This window comes from Pseudomonas fragariae (ex Marin et al. 2024) (genome assembly GCF_059621105.1).
The window spans coordinates 2,390,598-2,410,799 of the sequence record NZ_CM184369.1; the positions used below are offsets into that span (position 1 = coordinate 2,390,598).

At 58.6% G+C, this 20,202-nt stretch carries 9 protein-coding genes; 8 read left to right on the forward strand and 1 reads right to left on the reverse strand.

The features are described from left to right. The first annotated feature begins 156 nt into the window (after positions 1 to 156). The 4 genes from AC54XV_RS10525 (at position 157) to AC54XV_RS10540 (ending at position 15,068) form a co-directional block, all read left to right on the forward strand. Entirely contained in the window at positions 157 to 4,449 is a 4,293-nt protein-coding gene (locus tag AC54XV_RS10525) for a hypothetical protein (protein WP_080395986.1), read from the forward strand. Positions 4,450 to 4,499: 50 nt separating this feature from the next. Beyond that, positions 4,500 to 9,689: a hypothetical protein gene (locus AC54XV_RS10530; RefSeq protein ID WP_058398560.1), complete on the forward strand. Its 5,190-nt coding sequence runs from the start codon at positions 4,500 to 4,502 to the stop codon at positions 9,687 to 9,689. Positions 9,690 to 9,725: 36 nt separating this feature from the next. After that, positions 9,726 to 10,211: a hypothetical protein gene (locus tag AC54XV_RS10535; RefSeq protein WP_058398561.1), complete on the forward strand. Its 486-nt coding sequence runs from the start codon at positions 9,726 to 9,728 to the stop codon at positions 10,209 to 10,211. Between the two features lie 93 nt (positions 10,212 to 10,304). Further along, complete coding sequence (locus tag AC54XV_RS10540; protein ID WP_058398562.1) at positions 10,305 to 15,068, forward strand: RHS repeat domain-containing protein; 4,764 nt, start codon at positions 10,305 to 10,307, stop codon at positions 15,066 to 15,068. Positions 15,069 to 15,142: 74 nt separating this feature from the next. Here the strand turns inward: AC54XV_RS10540 and AC54XV_RS10545 are convergent, their stop codons facing one another. Further along, positions 15,143 to 15,406: a LuxR family transcriptional regulator gene (locus AC54XV_RS10545; protein WP_003406091.1), complete on the reverse strand. Its 264-nt coding sequence runs from the start codon at positions 15,404 to 15,406 to the stop codon at positions 15,143 to 15,145. Positions 15,407 to 15,648: 242 nt separating this feature from the next. Between AC54XV_RS10545 and kdpF the strand changes: the two genes are divergently transcribed. The 4 genes from kdpF to kdpC are packed head-to-tail and all read left to right on the forward strand — an operon-like array spanning position 15,649 to position 20,157. Beyond that, positions 15,649 to 15,744 (forward strand): K(+)-transporting ATPase subunit F, encoded by a 96-nt coding sequence (gene kdpF / locus AC54XV_RS10550; RefSeq protein WP_003406089.1) that lies wholly within the window; start codon positions 15,649 to 15,651, stop codon positions 15,742 to 15,744. Positions 15,745 to 15,746: 2 nt separating this feature from the next. Beyond that, positions 15,747 to 17,441 carry a potassium-transporting ATPase subunit KdpA gene (kdpA, locus tag AC54XV_RS10555; protein WP_024660645.1) on the forward strand — a complete coding sequence of 565 codons (1,695 nt, stop codon included), beginning with the start codon at positions 15,747 to 15,749 and terminating at the stop codon, positions 17,439 to 17,441. Between the two features lie 10 nt (positions 17,442 to 17,451). Beyond that, positions 17,452 to 19,530, forward strand: a complete 2,079-nt coding sequence (kdpB, locus tag AC54XV_RS10560) for a potassium-transporting ATPase subunit KdpB (protein WP_057457111.1) — start codon at positions 17,452 to 17,454, stop codon at positions 19,528 to 19,530. 54 nt (positions 19,531 to 19,584) lie between these two features. Further along, positions 19,585 to 20,157: a potassium-transporting ATPase subunit KdpC gene (gene kdpC, locus AC54XV_RS10565; protein ID WP_024640717.1), complete on the forward strand. Its 573-nt coding sequence runs from the start codon at positions 19,585 to 19,587 to the stop codon at positions 20,155 to 20,157. The last annotated feature ends 45 nt before the right edge of the window (positions 20,158 to 20,202 follow it).

Genomic DNA, 20,202 nt, shown 5'->3' on the forward strand with positions numbered 1-20,202 from the left:
TTGCCTAACCCTAACAGTCCGTACCCGGGCAACAACCTAGCAGTAGTGCTAGTGGGCAACTGATGTGCATCGGCGTAAAAAAATCCTATCCGCATTCTCAGGGGCAACCCTTGCGATATACCCATTTCAGGCGGAAACGAGAAAGGAGTCTCACTCATGGCGCTGGATCTTCCCGCCCCCAAGGTGCCCGACCTGCAGCAGCCCGGGAACTACCTCGATCTTGATCAGTTGGGCGGTGCCGACCTGACCACCTGGATCGACTATCCAGGTATCAAGAACGGCGATCGGTTCATGCCCAACTGGCGAGGTTGCGGTGCCCTGGGCGCAGTGGAGGACTATGTCGGCGATGTTATCGAGGTCGTCGGGTTGCAGCCCGAAGGCATGCCCCTGTTGATCAATAATCCGTTGCTGATGAGGCTTGATAAGGGGTGGGTGTTTTACTCGTACATCGTCGAAGGTCGCCCTGATGAATCCCTGCGCCTGTTCTTCTATGTCGGTAAGCCACCGTCAACGGCCGCCGGGCTGGGGGTGCTGCAATGCAAGGAGTCTCACGATCTGAAGCTTGATCCTGACCTGCTGTGGCAAATCAGTGAAGTGTTGTTCGTGGCGCCGCCGTATCAGGCGATGCGCGTGGGCGACAGGGTGACCCTCACACTGGATCTTTATTTCGATGAAAGCACTTTCTGGTACTCGTTGGTCCGGTCCCGGGAATTGACGGTGAAAGAGGTGGGCCAGCCTCTGCAGTGGCCGATAGGGTCCAACGAACTTGCGCCAATCAGAGATGGCTTCGCTCTGATGAGCTACCGCATCGAGTATGCCGATTCCACATTGACAACGGTTTCGGCCACTCAGTCGCTGGCTTTCGTCGCACCGTCAACGGCGTTATTGCCCGCCTTGACCATCAAGGATTTCAACGGTGGCTCACTGGATCCGGAAGCCTTTCCTGACGGCGTCACCCTGCTGGTCGATCCTTTCGGCATGCAGATCGATGACGATGTCGTGGTTTATGTCTCCAGCGGCAATCGGCTGGTGCAGACCCTGCGGGCCGACCTCTCCAATCTCGACAGTGGCGTACTGCAGTTCTCGCTGGCTCAGGCCTGGCTTTCTGCCAATAACGGCAAGGAAATCGAGCTGGTGTATCAGTACGCGCGACCGGGCAACGCAGCCAGCTCGTTACCGCGCAAGGTCATTCTGAGTCGACCGCTCGATCTACCTGCGCCCGTTATCGAAGACGCCATCATTGACGGCTCCGGTGAAGGGACCGTCACGGGCTATATCTTTGCCTCGCAGCTGCAGAGCGGGGTGACGATTCGCATACCGAAAGAAGCGTTTATCGGCGACGATTACACGGTACAGATGCATTGGGAGGGGTACACAAGCACGGGCAGCTTTATCGCTGATCCGTCGCCGGGCGATCCGCGCCTGTTCGTCATCCCGCCCACAGCGGTCCCGGCCAATATGGGCAAGTGGGTCGCCGTGTACTACAAGGTCGTCTCAGCGTCGCAATCAGGCACTTCGCAAGTATTCAATCTGGAAGTCAGAGCCCTGGGCTCCGTCTGGCCGTACATCCAGATCATGCGACCACGCGTTACCGATGCCCTGCTTGACCTCACCAGGGTCCCGCCAGAAGGTGCAGGTCTGGACCTGGAATCCTGGGCCTACATGGCTCCCAGGCAACGGGTACGCATTAAGGCCACTGGCTTGCTGTCGTCGGGCCTGGAGCAAACGGTCGGGCTACGTACCGGCGCTGCAGAACCGGTCAGCGAGGCGGAACACCAGGCCAGGCAGCTGTCGGTAATCATCCCGAGGGGGTTTCTGGAAAGTCTGCAAAGAAACAGACCGACCAACACCGTGACGGTTGAAGTCAGCTTTGATGAAGGGGCGAATTACACACAGTTTCCGTCTATCGATTTCACGGTGCTGGACGATGTTTTTTCACGGGCCGGCGGGCTGGCGCAGGACGCAACGGTCACCGGCATGACCCCACACTTACACGGACGTAATCCTATGGCTACTAACACGCTGAACAACCTGACCGAGTGGATGAAAGACCCCGCCAATAATGTGATGTGGGGCTGGGATTCCATCGCGGCAATGGCCCGAGGCAAGGTGAATAACCTGTTGCTTCAGGAGTACATCGCGCGTTTTTCGTCGAACGCCTATCTGCAGCCTGTGAGCGGAGAGGTGGCACTGAGCGACGGGTTTAAAGAAAATATTCACAATTTCATTCTGGATGCGCCCAGGCTGGCGTTCACGAACGATAACCTCGGTCAGTCGCATGCGACATTGACCTGTTCGGTTCTGGGCGGAACCCAATTGACGATGAAGAATAACGTCGACAATTGGGAAGCCTACAGAATTATCCATATCGATGCGCTGCAAGGTCCGAAACTGACACTGGATCTCGCGCTGGAAAGGGTCCCGGGTGATGTCCAGAGCGATGGCCGGGTGCGGCTCGACCTCAAGGACAGTGATAATTTCATTCTGACCTTCGCGGTTGACAGGGCTGACCGGGCACTTGGCGGGGATTTCTTCAAAGCCCTGTTCAGTGCGTTGCCGGACGAACAGCGCGTATGGACGCTGGGCGTGATCAAGCATGGCAGCAATAATCTGATGCACCCCCAGTCGTTCAAACTGCGCACCCAGACCAATCCTGCCGCGCCTCTCGACCCGCAGGCCGCCAACTACGGCGACGGGGCCGTGCTGGTGTTCATTCGCCTGGCGGGCAGTCAGGAAGGTGGCGACATCCCGGTAGAGTACCAATACCTGATACCGGATGATGCCGGGAAAGATTATTCGGCCACGGTGTTGTTCAGTGCGGAGCGTACGTTCAAGGCGGCACTGTTCATTGGCGAAGTGACCAAGACCATTGCTTCGATTATTGAAAACGGGGTGTTCAACAGTGTTCATGACGGCTCCGGCCGCTTGATCAAGGCGACGGCCACGTCGGGCAGGCTGACGACGTCCGAAGCGAGCAGCCAGGACGTCAAGGTTGACATCAATGGCGTGGCGGTCTTCGCAAATGTCTACAAAGCCGGGACCTGGCTTGATGTGTCAGGGAGCACGCCTTTGTCTGTGGAGCTCATTGGCGATGGCACGGTGGCACTGACCTGGAAGTCCAAAGCCACCCCCAGCGTTGTGCTTACGTTGCCAGGCCATGGGACGCTACTGGTCATGAGCAAGGTCGTCACGGTCGATGTACGGTGCATTTATACCTTTGCCGAAGAAAACAACGACCTCGTTCTGATCCCCGGTCTCACGATAAACACCACCATCGATGACCTGACTTCCGTGGAGAACCCTCCACCCGCAAACAGCTTTTCATTACTGTTGTTAATAACGTCGGTAAAAAGCAATTTCGAGAAGCTGAACAAGGATCCGTTCGAGTCCGACATCAAAGCCGTACTGGCACGCAAACTCGCTACTCGTGTGCCGATCAGCGCGTTCATCCGGGACAGTATCGATCTCAATTTCAACGAAGCCATTGTGCCTGACGTACTTCGTGCACCCAGAGATATAGCCGCCTTCGGCCGCATCAACAGTTCCGGGGCAGACTTTGTCGTCAGCCCGGCGGAGCACCTGATGGTCGTCGACAGTTCCACCACCTTCTCCATTCAACCGCCGGGTGCGAATGTGACGTGGAGTGTCGAACGTCTGCAAGGTGATGCGCAGAACTTCGGTGCCGTCAACGGCACCGGCCGGTATTACGCGCCGGAATCCTCTTTGACCGAGCTTGCGTTCACGCGTGTTCGGGTAACAGCCACTGACCTGAAATCGAACGATCGAAGTTCGGCCCTGGTCACGATCGTCACCAACCCGATCACCCTCAATCCATTGATTCAGGTGTGTGACGCCGGGCAGACCGTGGAACTGCAGGCAGGTTCGCTAGGCACCGAAGAAATGGACTGGTCGCTCAAGGATCCGGTGGCTGGCGAAAGCGGTGTTCTGGAGCCCAGCGCACTGGCCGATGGTGATCATCGTTACGTCGCGGCGCCAAAGGTGACCGGTAAAACCTATGTTCTGGATCAGATCGTCGTGACCAGCCAGCAGGCGAGTGTTTCGTCGTGGGTACTGGTAAAGCACCAAGTCCCACTGTTAACCGTAAAAGTCGTAAAAACCGTGGAGGTTTCTGAAGTTCTGGACGTTGAGAAAGTCGGGGAGCACGTGGACGTTGTGAACATTCGTGCCGATCAGGTTCAACTGCAAGCGTTTGCCAATGGCCTTACGCCGCCCGGCGTCAAATGGAGAGTGGGCGCCGGGCGCGGGCGCATCGACGACGGCCTGTACACCCCCGACGTAGCGTCAACTGACCGGTTTGTGCTGATTTTTGCCGAGGCCCCGAATGCAATCCTTGGCGTCATAGAAGGGCATATCGTCTTGCCACTACCACTGGACCGGTTTGCCACGGATCTGGAATTGATGAAAGGCAAAAAAGCACAGGCGTTCTAAGCGGACGTGCGCGACGTCTTATCTATATCAACATCACAGGAGGTGATGTCATGGCTGGTTATTCAGCGGAAAGTCTGCTGGCATGGATGAAAAATACCACGCGTCTCAGAGGCTGGGACGCGATCATTGCTCTGGATGGCGACAAGGTCAACGAGCTGCTGGAACATGTTTACCAACAGGGTGTGGCTCAGGGGCTGTCGCGTCCGGTGCCGGACGGAAGTATCACGATTCCCGATACGCATGATGCTCATTTTTTCTCGGGTTGTGTTCTCGGGGCGCCGACCTTGTCGTTCAAGGACAGTGTTCTGGGACATTCCCTGCTGGCCTGGCGCCTGCCAGTTATCGCCGGCATGCATACCGTGGTAGAGAGCGCTCAGGGACAGCACAATGTTCACAGAATCGCTGCCTACGATCCGCTGAACGCGCCGGACCTGGATTTCGATCTGGAACTGAATAGTCAAAGCGCGGATCTGGTGGTAGAGCTTGGCCTGGCTAAAAACCTTTCGCTGGATTTTCCGGGCGGTGCTACTGAACGCAGCAAGATCGGCGAGTTTTTTCAAGGTTGGTTGAGCAACCCTGAAAATCAGGAGCAGAGGTTAAGGCTGGGTATTTTCAATGAGCAGAGCAACGAATTGCTCAACGTGCGCAGAATTGATGTGCGGTCACAGCTTGAAAGCCCCGATGCTGTATCGGTCCATAAAAAAGGCGCCTTGTTGCTGTTCACGACCCTGGAGTACGGGGTGACGGGCGGGATTCCGGATGGCGATTCTGACTTTCGTTACCTGATTCCCAACGATGCTCAGCATTCGTACTCGGCGACCGCCGTGTTTTCCTCCCACGCGCTGCACCGCGCTGCCTTTGGTGGTGCGGTGATACAAATGCTGCAAGCGCCCGACTTCAGCTTCATCGTTCCGGAGGATAAACCGCTGCAGCGAATGGTCGCTCAGGCCGGTACTTTTGCAGTACCGGCCGGAGACTACCGGAGCGCAGAATTTGTCTTCGAATCCGAACCTTTCAGTGTCCAGGCCTTCAACGCCCAGCATCCCCTGACCATTGATTTCGAGTACGCCCAGACTACGCAGACCTGGGAATTCCCCTGCACGCTGGGTTTTCGCTACAGGGCGCTGGACAGCGATCAATGGCAATCGCACAACGCCACCTTCAACATCAGCCTCAAGCACGAGTTTCATCTGATTGAAAGTGAGTCAGATGATCAGGCAGTGGAAGGGCATCTTTATGCACCTTACCTCTTCGACCATGAAGTCAGCGCCGCTCCAGGAACGCTGGACAACCTGAGTGCCAGAGAACTTGAGCAGATCAACGGCTTCGTGGCCTATACCGTCAAACACGCCTTGCTTCAAGGGTTGAGCAAAACCCTGGATGCCACCGGCGCCGAGCGCTTTCTGGCCGGCTGGTCATTGCCTGACGAGCAAGTGCTGCAACCCGTACTCAAACGTCTGCCTTATGACCTCGCGTTGTTCGGTCGTATCGATCCCGCTGCGTCCACGTTCAGTATCGTCGAGCAACAGGCACTGATCAGTACAGGCGAAACGCTGCAATTGACCACCCGGCCTGCGCGCCCGGGCATCGTCTGGTCGCTGGCAAATCCATTGGATGGCGGTACTGACGGTCTGGGGGAAATTGATGCGCAGGGTCGGTATGTGGCTCCCGCAGCACTGCCCGTGAGGCAGGGTTTTCAGCGTGTACTGATCAAGGCGATGGACCCCGTGTCGGGGCATGGCAGTACCGCAGTGTTGACGGTGCTCACCAGCAGCGTCAGCGTCAGCCCGTTGATTCAGGTGTGTAATTACGGTCAACGGATAGCGCTTTCAGCACGCAGTTCGCGCGCAGGCAACCTGAAATGGACGGTGGTCGATCCGGTGCCCGGACAAAGCGGGACGCTTGAGGATGGCGTCGATGCGCCGCATGAAAAATTTTACGTCGCCGGTGCAGGGGGGGCAGGGAATACCTATGTCCTTGACACAATAACGGTCAGCGATGACCAGCACACCGAATCAATCCAGGTACTGGTTCTTCGCCACTCACCGATGCTGCCCATCACGCTTGCCAGCGTCAATGACCAGCGTGCCGAGCTGACAGTCGTCGTCAATGGCCACAAGCTTCCAGTCACCTGGCGTCTGAGCGGGCCGGGCTCCATAGACGCCGCGGGTGTGTACAGCAGCGATTCCAACGCACCCGAACGCTTCGTTGTCGTGTTCGCAGAAATTATGGACGAGTACCTTGGCACGATGGCCGGACACCTGATTCTGCCGCTGCCATTGAGTGGCTCCTCCGGTGTATTGCAGGCACTGACCGGCCCCGCGCTGGGCACGGCGGGTAATACAATGCCCCGTTCACTGAGCGCTATTGTGCAGCAAGCCGGTGCAGGTACCTTGACCCAGGGCTGGGGAGCCGTCGCGGCGGTCAGTCGCAGCGATCTCAACCGGCATATCGAGCAGCAATACATCGAGCGCTATCGGGAGCTGGCCTTCTTGCCGTTGTTCACCGGTGAAATTGTGGTGGATGAGCGACAAGGCGACACTGTTCGTCTGAAGCAGGTCGTACTGGGTGTGCCGGTTCTGTCGTTTGTGGCTGACTCGGCGGGCTCCAGCAGTGTTCTTGTCACGATGAACATCGTGTCGGGCCGTTACAGCGGCTTGCATCAGCCGCAGGGCAGCGCAACCACCGTGTCCGGCAGCTTCATCATCAGCGAGCCCATGGGCTTCAGGCTGGCGATGACGGTCGATCTCTTCGTGGGAGAGGAGGGGCATGTGCTGCTCGATCTGGCTGACGGGGCTGGCGTTGCCTGTAATCTGGGCGGCGTCGATGATGCGATCAATCAGGCACTGGCAGATTTCTTTGCCCGGGAGTTCAAGCAGATTGCGCTTCATTGCCGGGTTTTCTCAGTCCTGCAGGCACAGCTCAATCGTTATCATGTTCAGACGCCAACCCGCTTGCGGCTCCTTACCCGCGCCGCGCCGCGTTCAAGCGACGCGCGCATGGACAACGCGGGTGATGGCGCGCTTATGCTGTTCATGCAAGCGCAGGATAGCGAAGCTGAAGGCTTGTTTCCGTCGGCAGATAATTTCGTTTATCCGATACCTGATGATCGCGGGGCAGACAGTCAGCCAGCATACGGCACGGTGTTGATGCTCTCGCAAGAGACTCAGTCGATGATCGAGCGTGAACGCTTGCAGGTGCTGGACAGCCTGAAGTTCAGCGGTGGACGAGTATTTGAACCGCTTGAGCGACACTGCCCGCACGACCTGTTGTTGTTTGGCAGCCTTCGTTCAACACAGGCCAGCATTACACCGCTGTTCTCGACTGTAACGGCCGGGCAGACCCAGCGCTTTGTCCTGCACAACCCGCAAGGCGAAGAAATACCGGCCACCAGCTGGAGTGCATTAAGCATTCAAAGCCACGTGGCTGCCGGAAGCGGCAGCATCTCTTCCAGCGGCGTTTACACGGCGGCGGGCCTTGAGGCTATCGGCCATGACGCGCTGCGCGTCGTGATCACTGCCGTCTATCAAGAGTCAGGCGCTGTCGTCAAGGTCTCGGCGCTGGTGAGTGTGGTATCGCGGAGCCTGGAGTTGGCGCCACGTGTAACGGTGGTGCCAGGGGGGACTGCGCTGCAACCGGTCTCGCTGGCGGCTTCGACGCATGACGGCAGCCCGGTGAGCTGGGCGCTGCTGGGGGCGGAGCTTGGCAGGTTGAGTGAGGTCGGCAAGGGCGCGCTCTTCAGTCCGGATGCCAGGTCCGGTAAAAGAGCGCTGGCCGTGCAACAGATAGAGGCGTCGGGCAATGACCTTGGCATCGCTACGGTGCTTGTCGCCAACGGGCAGCAAATGCTGCACATCGAGCCGGCTTTTGTACCCAGAGCACGACCAAAGGTAGCGGTGCAGTTACAGGATGACCGCTCACTGCTGCCCGGGCTTGAGCGACGCTGGAAGGTGGTGGGTGGGGCCGGCACTGTTGATCGGCAGGGGCTTTTCATGCCGCCCGACCAGGCGCTTGTCGCCAGTAGCGTGGTGAGCTGTGAAGTGGTGAACAACGGGGTGGTTCTGGCGTGTGGCTATAGCGTCATCGAATTGTCCGAAGTCATCGATGAAGGTACTTGGACCGAACTGTCGATGTTTACCATCACGGTCCCCGGCTCGCCATCGACTGAAAATAATACGGGTATTCTGTACCCCAATGGCTATCAGCAACTCAGGCTGCAGATCAAGACCCAGGTGATGCCGGTCGACGGTGTCGATTACGAGCTGAGCCCCGCCGAAAGGCTCACCATGCGCCTGGTAGACGATGGCACCCAGCAAGAAATCGAGACAGTAGCCCTCCATCTCGATGGCATGTCTGAAGATGATGAGCAGACGTGGCGCGTGCGTAGTCAACATAACCGCTTCGAGTTGTCCGGGGCCGGCGTTTTCGCTGCTGAGCCGGGCCTGGATGCGTCACGGCCAGTCGTGCAGGACTTCTATCTGCACAGTCGACAGGAATCGGGTTCAGTCAGCGTCTTCTACGCGAGATTTCAGGATGCCAACGACAATTGGTGGAACTCTGTGCGGTATGAAGAAGTGAACAGCACGGTCGAAATCACCCCGCGACGCTTGCCCTCGTTCGATAACCAGAATTACAACTTCATTCCGCAGCGTGCCGAGGGGTTAGGCGGAAATCCTCCGGCCGAGCCGCCTGCGGAAGGGGCTCCGGATGACCCTTTCGACTTCAATCTCAACACCATCGATTACTGGAAGCTGAGTGCCGTCAACCCCGATACCCAGCAATGGGTAGGTTTCGAGAGGCTGAAGTTTATGCCCTCCAAGCCTGGCAGTGACGTGATCAATACCTCGATCATTCTCTGGGAGAGCGAACAGGTAGAAGAAAAAATGTTCAGTTGGACGGGTTTTATCTTCGACGACCCGGCTGATGACGGCGATGTGAGCAAGGTGCACTTTGACGAAGCGCTCAAAGACGTGATGGGGGCCGATCACTCGTTGGACATCGACGTCAATATGCAGCTATTCGAGACCGGCAAACTGATCATCAGCCTGCACCGCCTCCGGGGTCTTAAATTCATCCCGAAAGGTCATCCTGCACGCGACAAGTTGACGGGAACATTAGCCGTCCTGTTGATCGATAAGCAGGGCAATGCCCATAAACGGCGAATCAGTTTTCTGGCCGAGGGCCCCGGCAGGCGCAACCGTCTCATGCATACCTTCTATTCGGCAACTCGGTCCGAATGAGGCATTGATGCAACAAACTGACAGGGAGTCATTATCATGAATGCGCTAAGTAAAACCTTTGCCTGCATGGCGCTTGCAGGTTTGACAGGCTGTACGTTCGCCCCGTTCCAAAGGGAGGAGGCTGCGCCCCCGGCACAGGCGATCCGACTCATCATGCTCTCACAAGAAAAAGATGGCGGAGGCAAGAACTGCACCTTTACCGCCCAGGACGACGTGGTTTATCTCAACAGGGGCGATCATGCGTGCACGAACGATCAGATGAGTTATTACAAGCTGGATAACGTGCGCTCCGCAGTAAAAATCCGCCTGGAGTCCAGGGATTGTGATGAAGAGGGAGGCTGGGTATTTGAACTCGAGACCTACATTGACCCCGTTACAACACTCTGGCTCTCCATCGACCAGCTCAGAGGCAAACCGGTCGGCACCTTCATCAGTCGCGGCATTATTTTGACCCAGGCATATAGCGGTGATGAAAACATAAAAGGCAAGTTGTCCTGCGTCCGTGTCGATGTATCGGATTAGTCCTCGGTAACACTGGACCTGTCAAGCCTGCTTGACCGTCACCCGCACGGGGTGACGGTTATCCCACTCTATAAAGTTCGAGGTTCATGGATCATGACAGCATCGACTTCCGTACACTCCAACGCGTTCAACTTCCTGAGTTATGTACAGAGCGGCGTTGACCCCCGTACCGGGCAATACACGGTGGCGATCACCCTGCCCGATGTCAAGACCAACGGATTGCGTGGCCCGGGTATGCCACTGGCACTTAACTACAACCCTCTCAACCGCCAGGACAGCGGCTTTGGTCTGGGCTGGAACCTGCAGTTGTCGCAGTACGATCCGGGTAACCAGATCGTGTCGCTGAGCAGCGGCGAGACATTCAAGGTCGATGGCACCAGCGACGACCAGATGCTGATGTCGGAAAAGAAAATCGACAGTTTTCACTTGTACAAGGAGGACGAGACCCATTTCAGGGTGATGCACAAGTCCGGTCTGGTGGAGCTGCTCGAACTGCGTGGCAGCGGGGCCAACAGGGTCGCACTGCCGGTGCGCGTATTCGCCCCGGAAGGTCACAGTGTCACGCTGGATTACGCCTCTTTCGGCGGGTATCAGATGCTCAGCGAAGTAACGGATGACTCGGGTCAGCTTCTGCTCGGCATCAGCCGCGAAGACACGGCGGTGACGCTGCGCATGACCACTGGCGAAGGCCCGGATGCGACATTCAAGATGGTGCTGGGCGGATCGGATCACCGTGTCAACCGTATCGAGCTGCCGACCGACAATGCTGCCTCGTGGCGTTTTGTATACAGCCTGATCCGTGAGCATCTATGCATGACGTCGGTAGAAACACCCGTTGGCGGTCGGGAAGAGATCTTTTATACCGACGGCGGCCATCAGTTTCCTGCCAGGGCGGCACGTCCCCCTCTGCCCAGAGTCACGCGCCATCGCACGACGCCGGGCTTGGGGCAGGCGCAAATGGACGTTTTTTACAGTTACCAGGACAGCGCCGGGCGCGAGCGCAACTTCCTGGGCGCGGGGCTGGATATCGCCTGGGAAGACAATGGTCTGGACAATCTGTATCGCTATCTCGGGGCGGAGCTGTACGAATATTCGTCGACCGAGACATTGCGTGTCCAGGTCGCGGGCAAGCCTGATGCCGAGCGCAGTATCGAACGGACCTTCAACCAGTTTCACCTGCTCACTCGGGAAACCACGCGCAAGAACCTTACCGTCATGCAGGTGGACACTCGGTACTACATCGTGCCGGGACAACCCTTTTTTACTCAGCCTGCCTACTGTCAATTACCCAAGGAGGTCCAGACCACCTGGCGGCTGTCGTCAGACGGCAGTGTGCCGCGCAGTGAAATGGTCAGCAGCGCCTATGACAAAGACGGCAATCTGCTCACTCAGACTCAGGCCAACGGTATGGTCGAGGTCAGTGAGTGGTATCCGGCCGCCGGCGAGGATGGCTGCCCGCCAGACCCTGAAGGCTTCGTCCGCTGGATGAAAAGCAGCAAGATCATCCCGGCGGCGTCCGACTACGGTAATGCACCGGTCCTGATTACCCGCTATCGCTACACGGCGTTGCCTGCTGTGGATGGCGGTCAGCTACAGCAATGGCTTGCACCGCAAAGCGAGACGTTACTGATGCAGGCCCCTGAAGATGAGTACGAGCAGCGCCTCACGACCTATGAATATTTCGATGAGCCGAACAACGCACTTCTGCACGGTCGGCTCAAACTGCAACGGGTGATCATGGGCGAGAATGCAACCAGCACAGAGTATGCCTACAGCACCCCTGACAGCGAGATTTATGGCAAGACTGTGCTGCAAACCGTACAGACCGTGACCGGCTTCGATGGCGCGAAGAAGGTCATTACCCTGGAGGATTCTCTGCTCAACGGCGAACCCTTGCTCAATCGCGACGACAACAACGTGGAAATCCGTTATGTCTACGACAGCCTGCGGCGTGTACTGAGTGAAACGGTGGCGCCCAATGATGATATCTACCAGGCGACCAGAAGTTATGAGTATCAGCTCTGTGCCAAGGCCACCGATCAGGCCACGCAGACGCTCATCGACGTCAAGGGGGTCAAAACCTGCAGTCACTTTGATGGCCTCAACCGAGTCATCCATGAGGAGCGGGATGACGCAGATAAACCTGCGCGCGTCGACAAACCTCGACAGACCTACGCTGCCGTTTACGACGCATGGGGGCTCATGGTCAACGAGACCGAGTTTGACTGGCTTGGTCAGCAGGATCTGGCGCTGAAGAGCGTCTACGAATATGACGATTGGGGCGAACAGCGCTGCGTCACCGGCCCGGATAATATCAAGACGTTCGAAGAGACCGACCCCATTGGTACGGCGCAATCGCAAGGCCCTGTTCAGCGTAGCTGGATCGAAGGCACCGATGGCAAAGGGAAAAGCGAGTTCACCGAGACCTGGATGAACCTGTTCGAACAGCCGACCCGTAGCGAGCGACAGGATAAGGCCGGCACCTCGGTCAGTCTGAGCCAGTACCATTACGATGGCCTTGGCCGCCGTGTCGAGGAAATTGTCGGGGTGGTAAACAGAAGGCGGCGCACTACCTATGTCTACGACGTCTTTGATCGGGTGATCGAGTCCACATTGCCAAGCGAGGCCATCGTGCGTCGCAGCTATGCAAGCCACAGCAGCGAAGACTTGCCCATCAGTATCGGCATCGAGCACAACGGCAAAAGCATTGTGTTGGGAGAGCAGTCGTTCGACGGGCTGGATCGTCTGGTCAGTTCTGTCACCGGCGGGCGTAAACGTACGCTTGTTTACGACGTCGGTCTGCTGCAACCCAGAACGGTAACCCTGCCCAGCAAGCGGAAAATCGATTACGAATACAAGCCCCAGGTAGGCGACGAGCCGTGGCGCCGGGTGCAGTCCGAAGCTGAGCCCGAACCTGACACCACCCGCGAAGTTGATCCGCTGAAAGAATCCGGGCCTGGGGCAGCGCCTGCCCGGACCGCGGAGCCGGGTGTGGCTGCCGATTACACGTACGATAAGCAGAATGCTCGTCTGATTCATTCCGAGGAGCAGGGTGAGATACTGGATCGCGAGTATTACAGTACCGGCTCGCTGAAAAGCGAGAAGCGCACCTCAGCAGGCAAAACCTACGACATGTTCTACAGCTACAGCCGACAGGGCCTGCTGCTGTCTTACACCGATGTACTGGGACAGGAACAGGTCAATCGCTATGACACCTGCGGTCGTCTCGAGGAAACCCGGCTGGGTGAGGTTTATTCAACGTTTGCCTATGACGTTGTGTTTGGTCGTCTCGCGAAAATCACCACCACCGACCAAACCGACAGCAGCCGCGAAAGAACCGTCGCGATCAGCCTTGAATATGATGATCTGGGGCGAGAAGTAAAGCGTACGTTTGACCTCGATGGTGTCGAGCAGCAGATGGTTCAGGTCTATGACGATGTGGATGACATGGTCCAGCGCACCCTTAGCGAAGGCACGGAAATACTCCGTGACGAACACTACAACTACGATACGTCCGGTCGCCTGACTCAATACCAGTGCACGGGGACTCAACGGCCGGTGGACCCTTATGGCAGGACCCTCCTCGGGCAGAACTTCATTTTCGATGGCGCTAACAACCTGACGTTCGTCACCACCCGCTTCGATGGCGGCAGCAACAATGCCAGGTATTTTTACGAGGGTGACGATCCCGTGCAGTTGAGCCGGGTAACGAACACCAACCACGCGTACTACCCGCCTGAAATCAACCTCCGCTATGACCCGGACGGCAATCTGGACATCGACGAAGCCGGGCGCACGCTCAAATACGATCCCCTCGGCCGCCTGATCGAAGTAGGCACGCTCTCAGCCGGCATTCATTACCAGTATGACCCCCAGGACCAACTGACCGGGGAGACCCGTGGCGGCGACAGGGACCTGCGCTTCTATCGCGACGGAGAGCTGGCCAATCAACTCGGCAGCCAGGGCCAGAGCACCTTCATGCGTGGCGACGACTACCTGCTGGCCGAGCAGCAGGGTGACCGGACGCTGCTGCTTGCCACCAGCGCCAGCGATAGCGTGCTGGGCGAGGTGGCTGCCGACGGGGTCAACCGGAGGTGGTATACGGCATACGGCCACGCCAGCGGTGAAGATCCACCGCACGGCAGACTGGGGTTCAACGGCGAACTGAGCGAGGCGGATACCGGCTGGCAAATGCTGGGCAATGGCTATCGGGCCTACAGCCCGGTGTTGATGCGCTTCAACAGTCCTGATAGCTGGAGTCCGTTTGGCGAGGGCGGGGTGAATGGGTATGCGTATGTCGAGGGGAATCCGGTGGGTAGGCGGGATCCGACGGGGCATACTCCCTGGGGGTTTTTTCTAAGACTTGCAACTGCGCCCCTCAGTTCGAATGTCAAGAATGTTCCCAAGGCTCTTATCCGTACTTTCGATGGCGCACCAGAACATCTGAGAAGGATTAGGCGCAAAGATGTTGTGAGGTTAGAAGCGCATGTGCAGAGGCATAAGGAAAGCGCGGATAAAGCGTACAATAACCTTATTACGAGTAAGAGCGCTTTGGATGACGCTGTTGATAGCGGGCTTGATAGCTCTGCGCTTCGCAGCACGTACGATACCGCAAAGAAAAACTACGACTGGTATGACGATCTAGAAAAATCTCTTAAATTTGCTCGGGAAAACCCTAAGGCACGGGCAATAACCCCGTACGCTAGATCCACTTTCAAAAAATCGGAAGAGCATGTGCGCGTTAACAAAAAACTCTATGCTGACAATCAGAACATCAACCTCAGGAACAATAATAAGATAAATAGAGTTCAAAGGCCGGCAGGTGAAATTAGAGGTTATCTGGGAGAAGGCATGTAGCGAGAATGTGCAGTGGTCTTGCAAAAACCGGGTAACGATCTAGTTATCTTATCGTCGCCCGGTCTTGATTTTAATCACTCCACCAAAATAACCCCCTGCCTGATCGCCATCACCAGCGCCGCCTTCAGCGACGTCACCCCGAACTTGCGGCGGATATTGCTGGTATGAAAGTGCACGGTCGCTTCCGAACACCCTTGTATCCGTGATATTTCCCAGGCGGATTTGCCGAGCGCCACCCATTCCAGGACTTGTCGTTCCTTGGCAGTCAGCTGGACAGTGGCGGGTGTGGTCTGGGAGGGCGGCGTGGTGCCGGGCGGTTTTCCATTGTCGCGAAGCATGGTGAAGTCCTTTCCCTGAAGATCGCCGCACCACGATACCCCTGCAACCCCTAACGCGAACCTGACATAAATGACAGCGCCGCAGGACCGTGAAGGCCTTGCGCCGTCAAGGCTGTAGCGCTTTTTTACAGCTTCTTTACGCCCCGGCCAGCCTGTCGATCTCGCGCCTTTACACCCTGCCTGCGGACAATCACCCCACGCGGCCTGCGCCGTACCGGTGTTGCCTGATGGGGGAAATTTCAATGAGCGTTATGGATGGTATCTCTCTGTTGATGGGAGTCGGGCTGTTCATCTATCTGCTGGTGGCGCTGTTGCGCGCCGACCAGAGTCAGGAGTGATCATGCACAGTTACGATTATCTGTTGATCCTGGCCTTTCTGGTCCTGCTGCTGGCCCCCGCGCCGTGGCTGGGGCGTTTCTATTACCGGGTCATGGAAGGCGAGCGTACCTGGCTGAGCCCGTTGCTGGGGCCGGTCGAGCGCGCCTGCTACCGGATCTCCGGCGTCGACCCGAAAACCGAGCAATCCTGGCAGCAATACGCCTGGGCCTTGCTGGCGTTCAACCTGGCGGGCTTTGTCGTGCTGTTCGCCATCCTCATGCTGCAAGGCGTGCTGCCGCTCAACCCGCAGCAACTGCCGGGCATGGAATGGTCGCTGGCCTTCAACACCACCATGAGCTTTGTCGCCAACACCAACTGGCAGGCCTACAGCGGCGAAGCGTCGCTCAGCTACCTGAGCCAGATGGTCGGCCTGACCGTGCAGAACTTCGTCAGCGCCGCGACCGGCCTGGCAGTACTGGTGGCACTGTGTCGCGGCATCAGTCGTCGCTCATCGCAGAGCCTGGGTAACTTCTGGGCCGACATGACCCGCGCCACGCTCTACGGCCTGTTGCCGATCAGTATCGTGCTGGCGGTGTTTCTGGTCTGGCAGGGCGTGCCACAGAACTTCGGCCACTACATCGACGCGCTGACCCTGCAGGGTGCTGATCAGAGCCTGCCCATGGGCCCTGCGGCCAGTCAGATTTCCATCAAGCAACTGGGCACCAATGGTGGCGGCTTCTTCGGCGTCAACTCGGCGCATCCATTCGAGAACCCGACCGCCTGGAGCAACCTGTTCGAACTGGTGTCGATCCTGCTGATCCCGGCTGCACTGGTGTTCACCTTCGGCCATTACGTCAAGGACATGCGCCAGAGCCGCGCGATCCTCGGCTGCATGCTGGCATTGCTGCTGATCGGCGGTGCGGTCTCGCTGTGGGCCGAGTACCAGCCTAACCCGGCGCTGAACATCGCCGGTGTCGAGCAGACCGCACCGCTGGAAGGCAAGGAAACCCGCTTCGGCACCACCGGCACGGTGCTCTGGTCAGTCGCTACCACTGCGGCGTCCAACGGCTCGGTCAACGGCATGCATGACAGCCTCAACCCGCTGACCGGCATGGTCGCGCTGGTCAACATGATGGTCGGCGAAGTGATCTTCGGCGGCGTCGGTGTCGGCCTCAACGGCATGCTGCTCAACGTGCTGATCGCCGTGTTCCTCGCGGGCCTGATGATTGGCCGCACCCCGGAATACCTGGGCAAGAAGCTGCAGGCGCAGGAAGTCCGGCTGCTGGTCGCGACCTTGCTGGTGATGCCGGTCGGCGTGCTGGTGCTGGGCGCGATTGCCGCGAGCCTGCCCGGCCCGGCCGGTGCCGTCAGCAACCCCGGCCCGCATGGCTTCAGTCAGTTGCTGTACGCCTACACCTCGGCCACGGCCAACAACGGTTCGGCGTTCGGCGGTTTCAGTGCCAACACCGTGTTCCACAACCTGATGCTCAGCCTGGCGATTTTCATCGGCCGCTTCGGCTACATCCTGCCGGTGCTGGCCCTGGCCGGTAGCCTGGCCATGAAGAAGGCCGCGCCGCAGGGCCAGAACAGCTTCCCGACCCATGGCCTGCTGTTCGTCACCCTGCTGACCGTCACGATTCTGCTGGTGGGTGGCTTGACCTTCCTGCCGACCCTGGCACTGGGGCCGATTGCCGAACACCTGAGCCTGGGTTTCTGAGGAACCGATCATGAACTTACCTATTAATCCTGCAAAAAATGCTGCTGCGAAATCTACTGAATCGCAGGCCACCGAGTCGGCAAAAACCGGCATCGCCGCCCTGTGGCGTCCGGCGCTGGTGCAGGCGTTCGTCAAGCTCGACCCGCGTCAGCTCAAGCGTTCGCCGGTCATGCTGGTGGTGGAACTGACCGCCATTCTGACCACCGTGTTGTGCGTGATCCCCAACCCGCAGGTGCCGACTTCGGTTTGCGTGCAGATCGCCCTGTGGCTGTGGTTCACCGTGCTGTTCGCCAACTTCGCCGAAGCGCTGGCCGAGGGCCGTGGCAAGGCCCGCGCCGACAGCCTCAAGGCGGGCAGCGAAGGGCTCAAGGCACGTATCAGGGACGACAACGGCAACCTGCGCATCATCAATGCCAGCGAGTTGCGCAAGGGTGATGTGGTGCGCGTCGAGATCGGCGAAATGATTCCCGGTGATGGCGAAGTCATCGAGGGCATCGCGGCGGTCAACGAGGCTGCGATTACCGGCGAATCCGCGCCAGTGATCCGCGAATCCGGTGGTGACCGCTCGGCCGTGACCGGTAACACCCGGCTGGTCTCCGACTGGCTGCTGATCCGCATCAGCGCCAACCCCGGCGAGTCGACACTGGACCGCATGATCGCGCTGGTCGAAGGCGCCAAGCGGCAAAAGACCCCCAATGAGGTCGCGCTGGATATTCTGCTGATCGGCCTGACCCTGATCTTTCTGCTGGTGGTCATCACCTTGCAGCCGTTCGCCCACTTTGCCGGTGGCAGCCTGCCGCTGGTGTTTCTGGTGGCGTTGCTGGTCACGCTGATCCCGACCACCATTGGCGGTCTGCTGTCGGCCATCGGCATTGCCGGCATGGACCGCCTGGTGCGCCTCAATGTGATTGCCAAGTCCGGTCGCGCCGTGGAAGCCGCGGGCGATGTGCATGTGCTGCTGCTGGACAAGACCGGCACCATCACCTTCGGCAACCGTCGCTGCGCCGCGGTCTACGCTGCACCGGGCGTGACCGCCAAGGAACTGGGTGAGGGTGCCTTGCTGGCCTCGCTGGCCGACGACACGGCAGAAGGCAAATCCATCGTCGAGTTCCTGCGCAACCTGCACCCGATGAACGAGCCGACCCTGAGCTCGGTGACGGCTGTGCCGTTCAGCGCTGATACGCGTCTGTCCGGCGTTGATTATCAGGGCCACGTGTACCGCAAGGGTGCAGTGGATTCGCTGTTGGCCTTCATCGACATGCAGCGCAGCGAGCTGCCGCCTGTACTGGCCCGTGAAGTCGACAAGATTGCCAAGACCGGCGGCACGCCGCTGCTGGTCTGCGCCAACGGTCGGTTGCTGGGCGCGATCCATCTCAAGGACGTGGTCAAGCCGGGTATTCGCGAACGCTTCGAAGAGCTGCGCAAACTGGGTATCCGTACCGTGATGGTCACCGGCGATAACCCGTTGACTGCCGCAGCGATTGCCGCCGAGGCCGGTGTCGACGACGTTCTGGCTGAAGCCACACCGGAGAAAAAACTGGAGCGGATTCGCCAGGAGCAGGGAGAAGGGCGGCTGGTGGCGATGTGCGGCGACGGTGCCAACGATGCGCCCGCACTGGCCCAGGCCGATGTCGGCATGGCGATGAACGACGGCACTCAGGCGGCACGCGAAGCGGCGAACATGGTTGACCTCGACAGCGACCCGACCAAGTTGCTGGACGTGGTGCAGATCGGCAAGGAGTTGCTGGTCACCCGCGGTGCGCTGACCACCTTTTCGATTGCCAACGACGTGGCCAAGTACTTCGCGGTACTGCCTGCGCTGTTTGCCTCGATCTACCCGCAACTGGGTGTGCTCAACGTCATGAAGCTGACCAGCCCGCAGAGCGCGATTGTCTCGGCGATCGTCTTCAACGCGCTGATCATCGTCGTGCTGATCCCGCTGGCCCTGCGCGGCGTGCGTGTACAGGCGGCCAGCGCGGCTCACTTGTTGCGTCGCAACCTGCTGATCTACGGCCTGGGCGGCATCGTTGTGCCGTTTATCGGCATCAAGCTGATCGACATGCTGCTGGTCGCACTCGGCCTTGTTTGAAGCCTGTGCTGCATGCCGGTCGGCGTGCAGCCTCACCTGATTGAGGATGTGCAGATGTCCAATGTATTGCGTCCGGCCTTGAGCCTGATCGTGTTGATGAGCCTGATTACCGGTGTGGCGTATCCGCTGGTGGTCACCGGAGTGGCACAAGTGGCGTTTCCGGCCCAGGCCAATGGCAGCCTGGTGTATGACGCGTCGGGCAAGGTGCGCGGCTCGGCGCTGATCGCCCAGTCATTCACCGGCGATGAGTGGTTTCAGTCGCGTCCTTCGGCTGGCGCATTCGCGACCGTGGCCAGTGGCGCAAGCAACTTCGCACCGAGCAACCCGGCGCTGGCGACACGCGTGAAAGAGGATGCCGCGAAACTGGCCAACGCCTCGCAGGAACCGATACCAATGGCCTTGCTGACCACCTCCGGCAGCGGCCTTGACCCGCACCTCTCGCCTGAAGCGGTGGCCTGGCAGGCCGGTCGCGTTGCAGCGGCCCGCCAATTGCCGCTGGACAAAGTGCAGGCACTGATCGACGCCAATACCCAGCGTCCGCTGATCGGCCCACCCGTGGTTAACGTATTGGCCTTGAATATGAGCCTGAATCAGTTACCGTCTGCACCGCGCAACGCGCAGCTGTAACAAAGTACGCCATGTACGCAGCAGATTCACTAAGCTGTAGCTGAT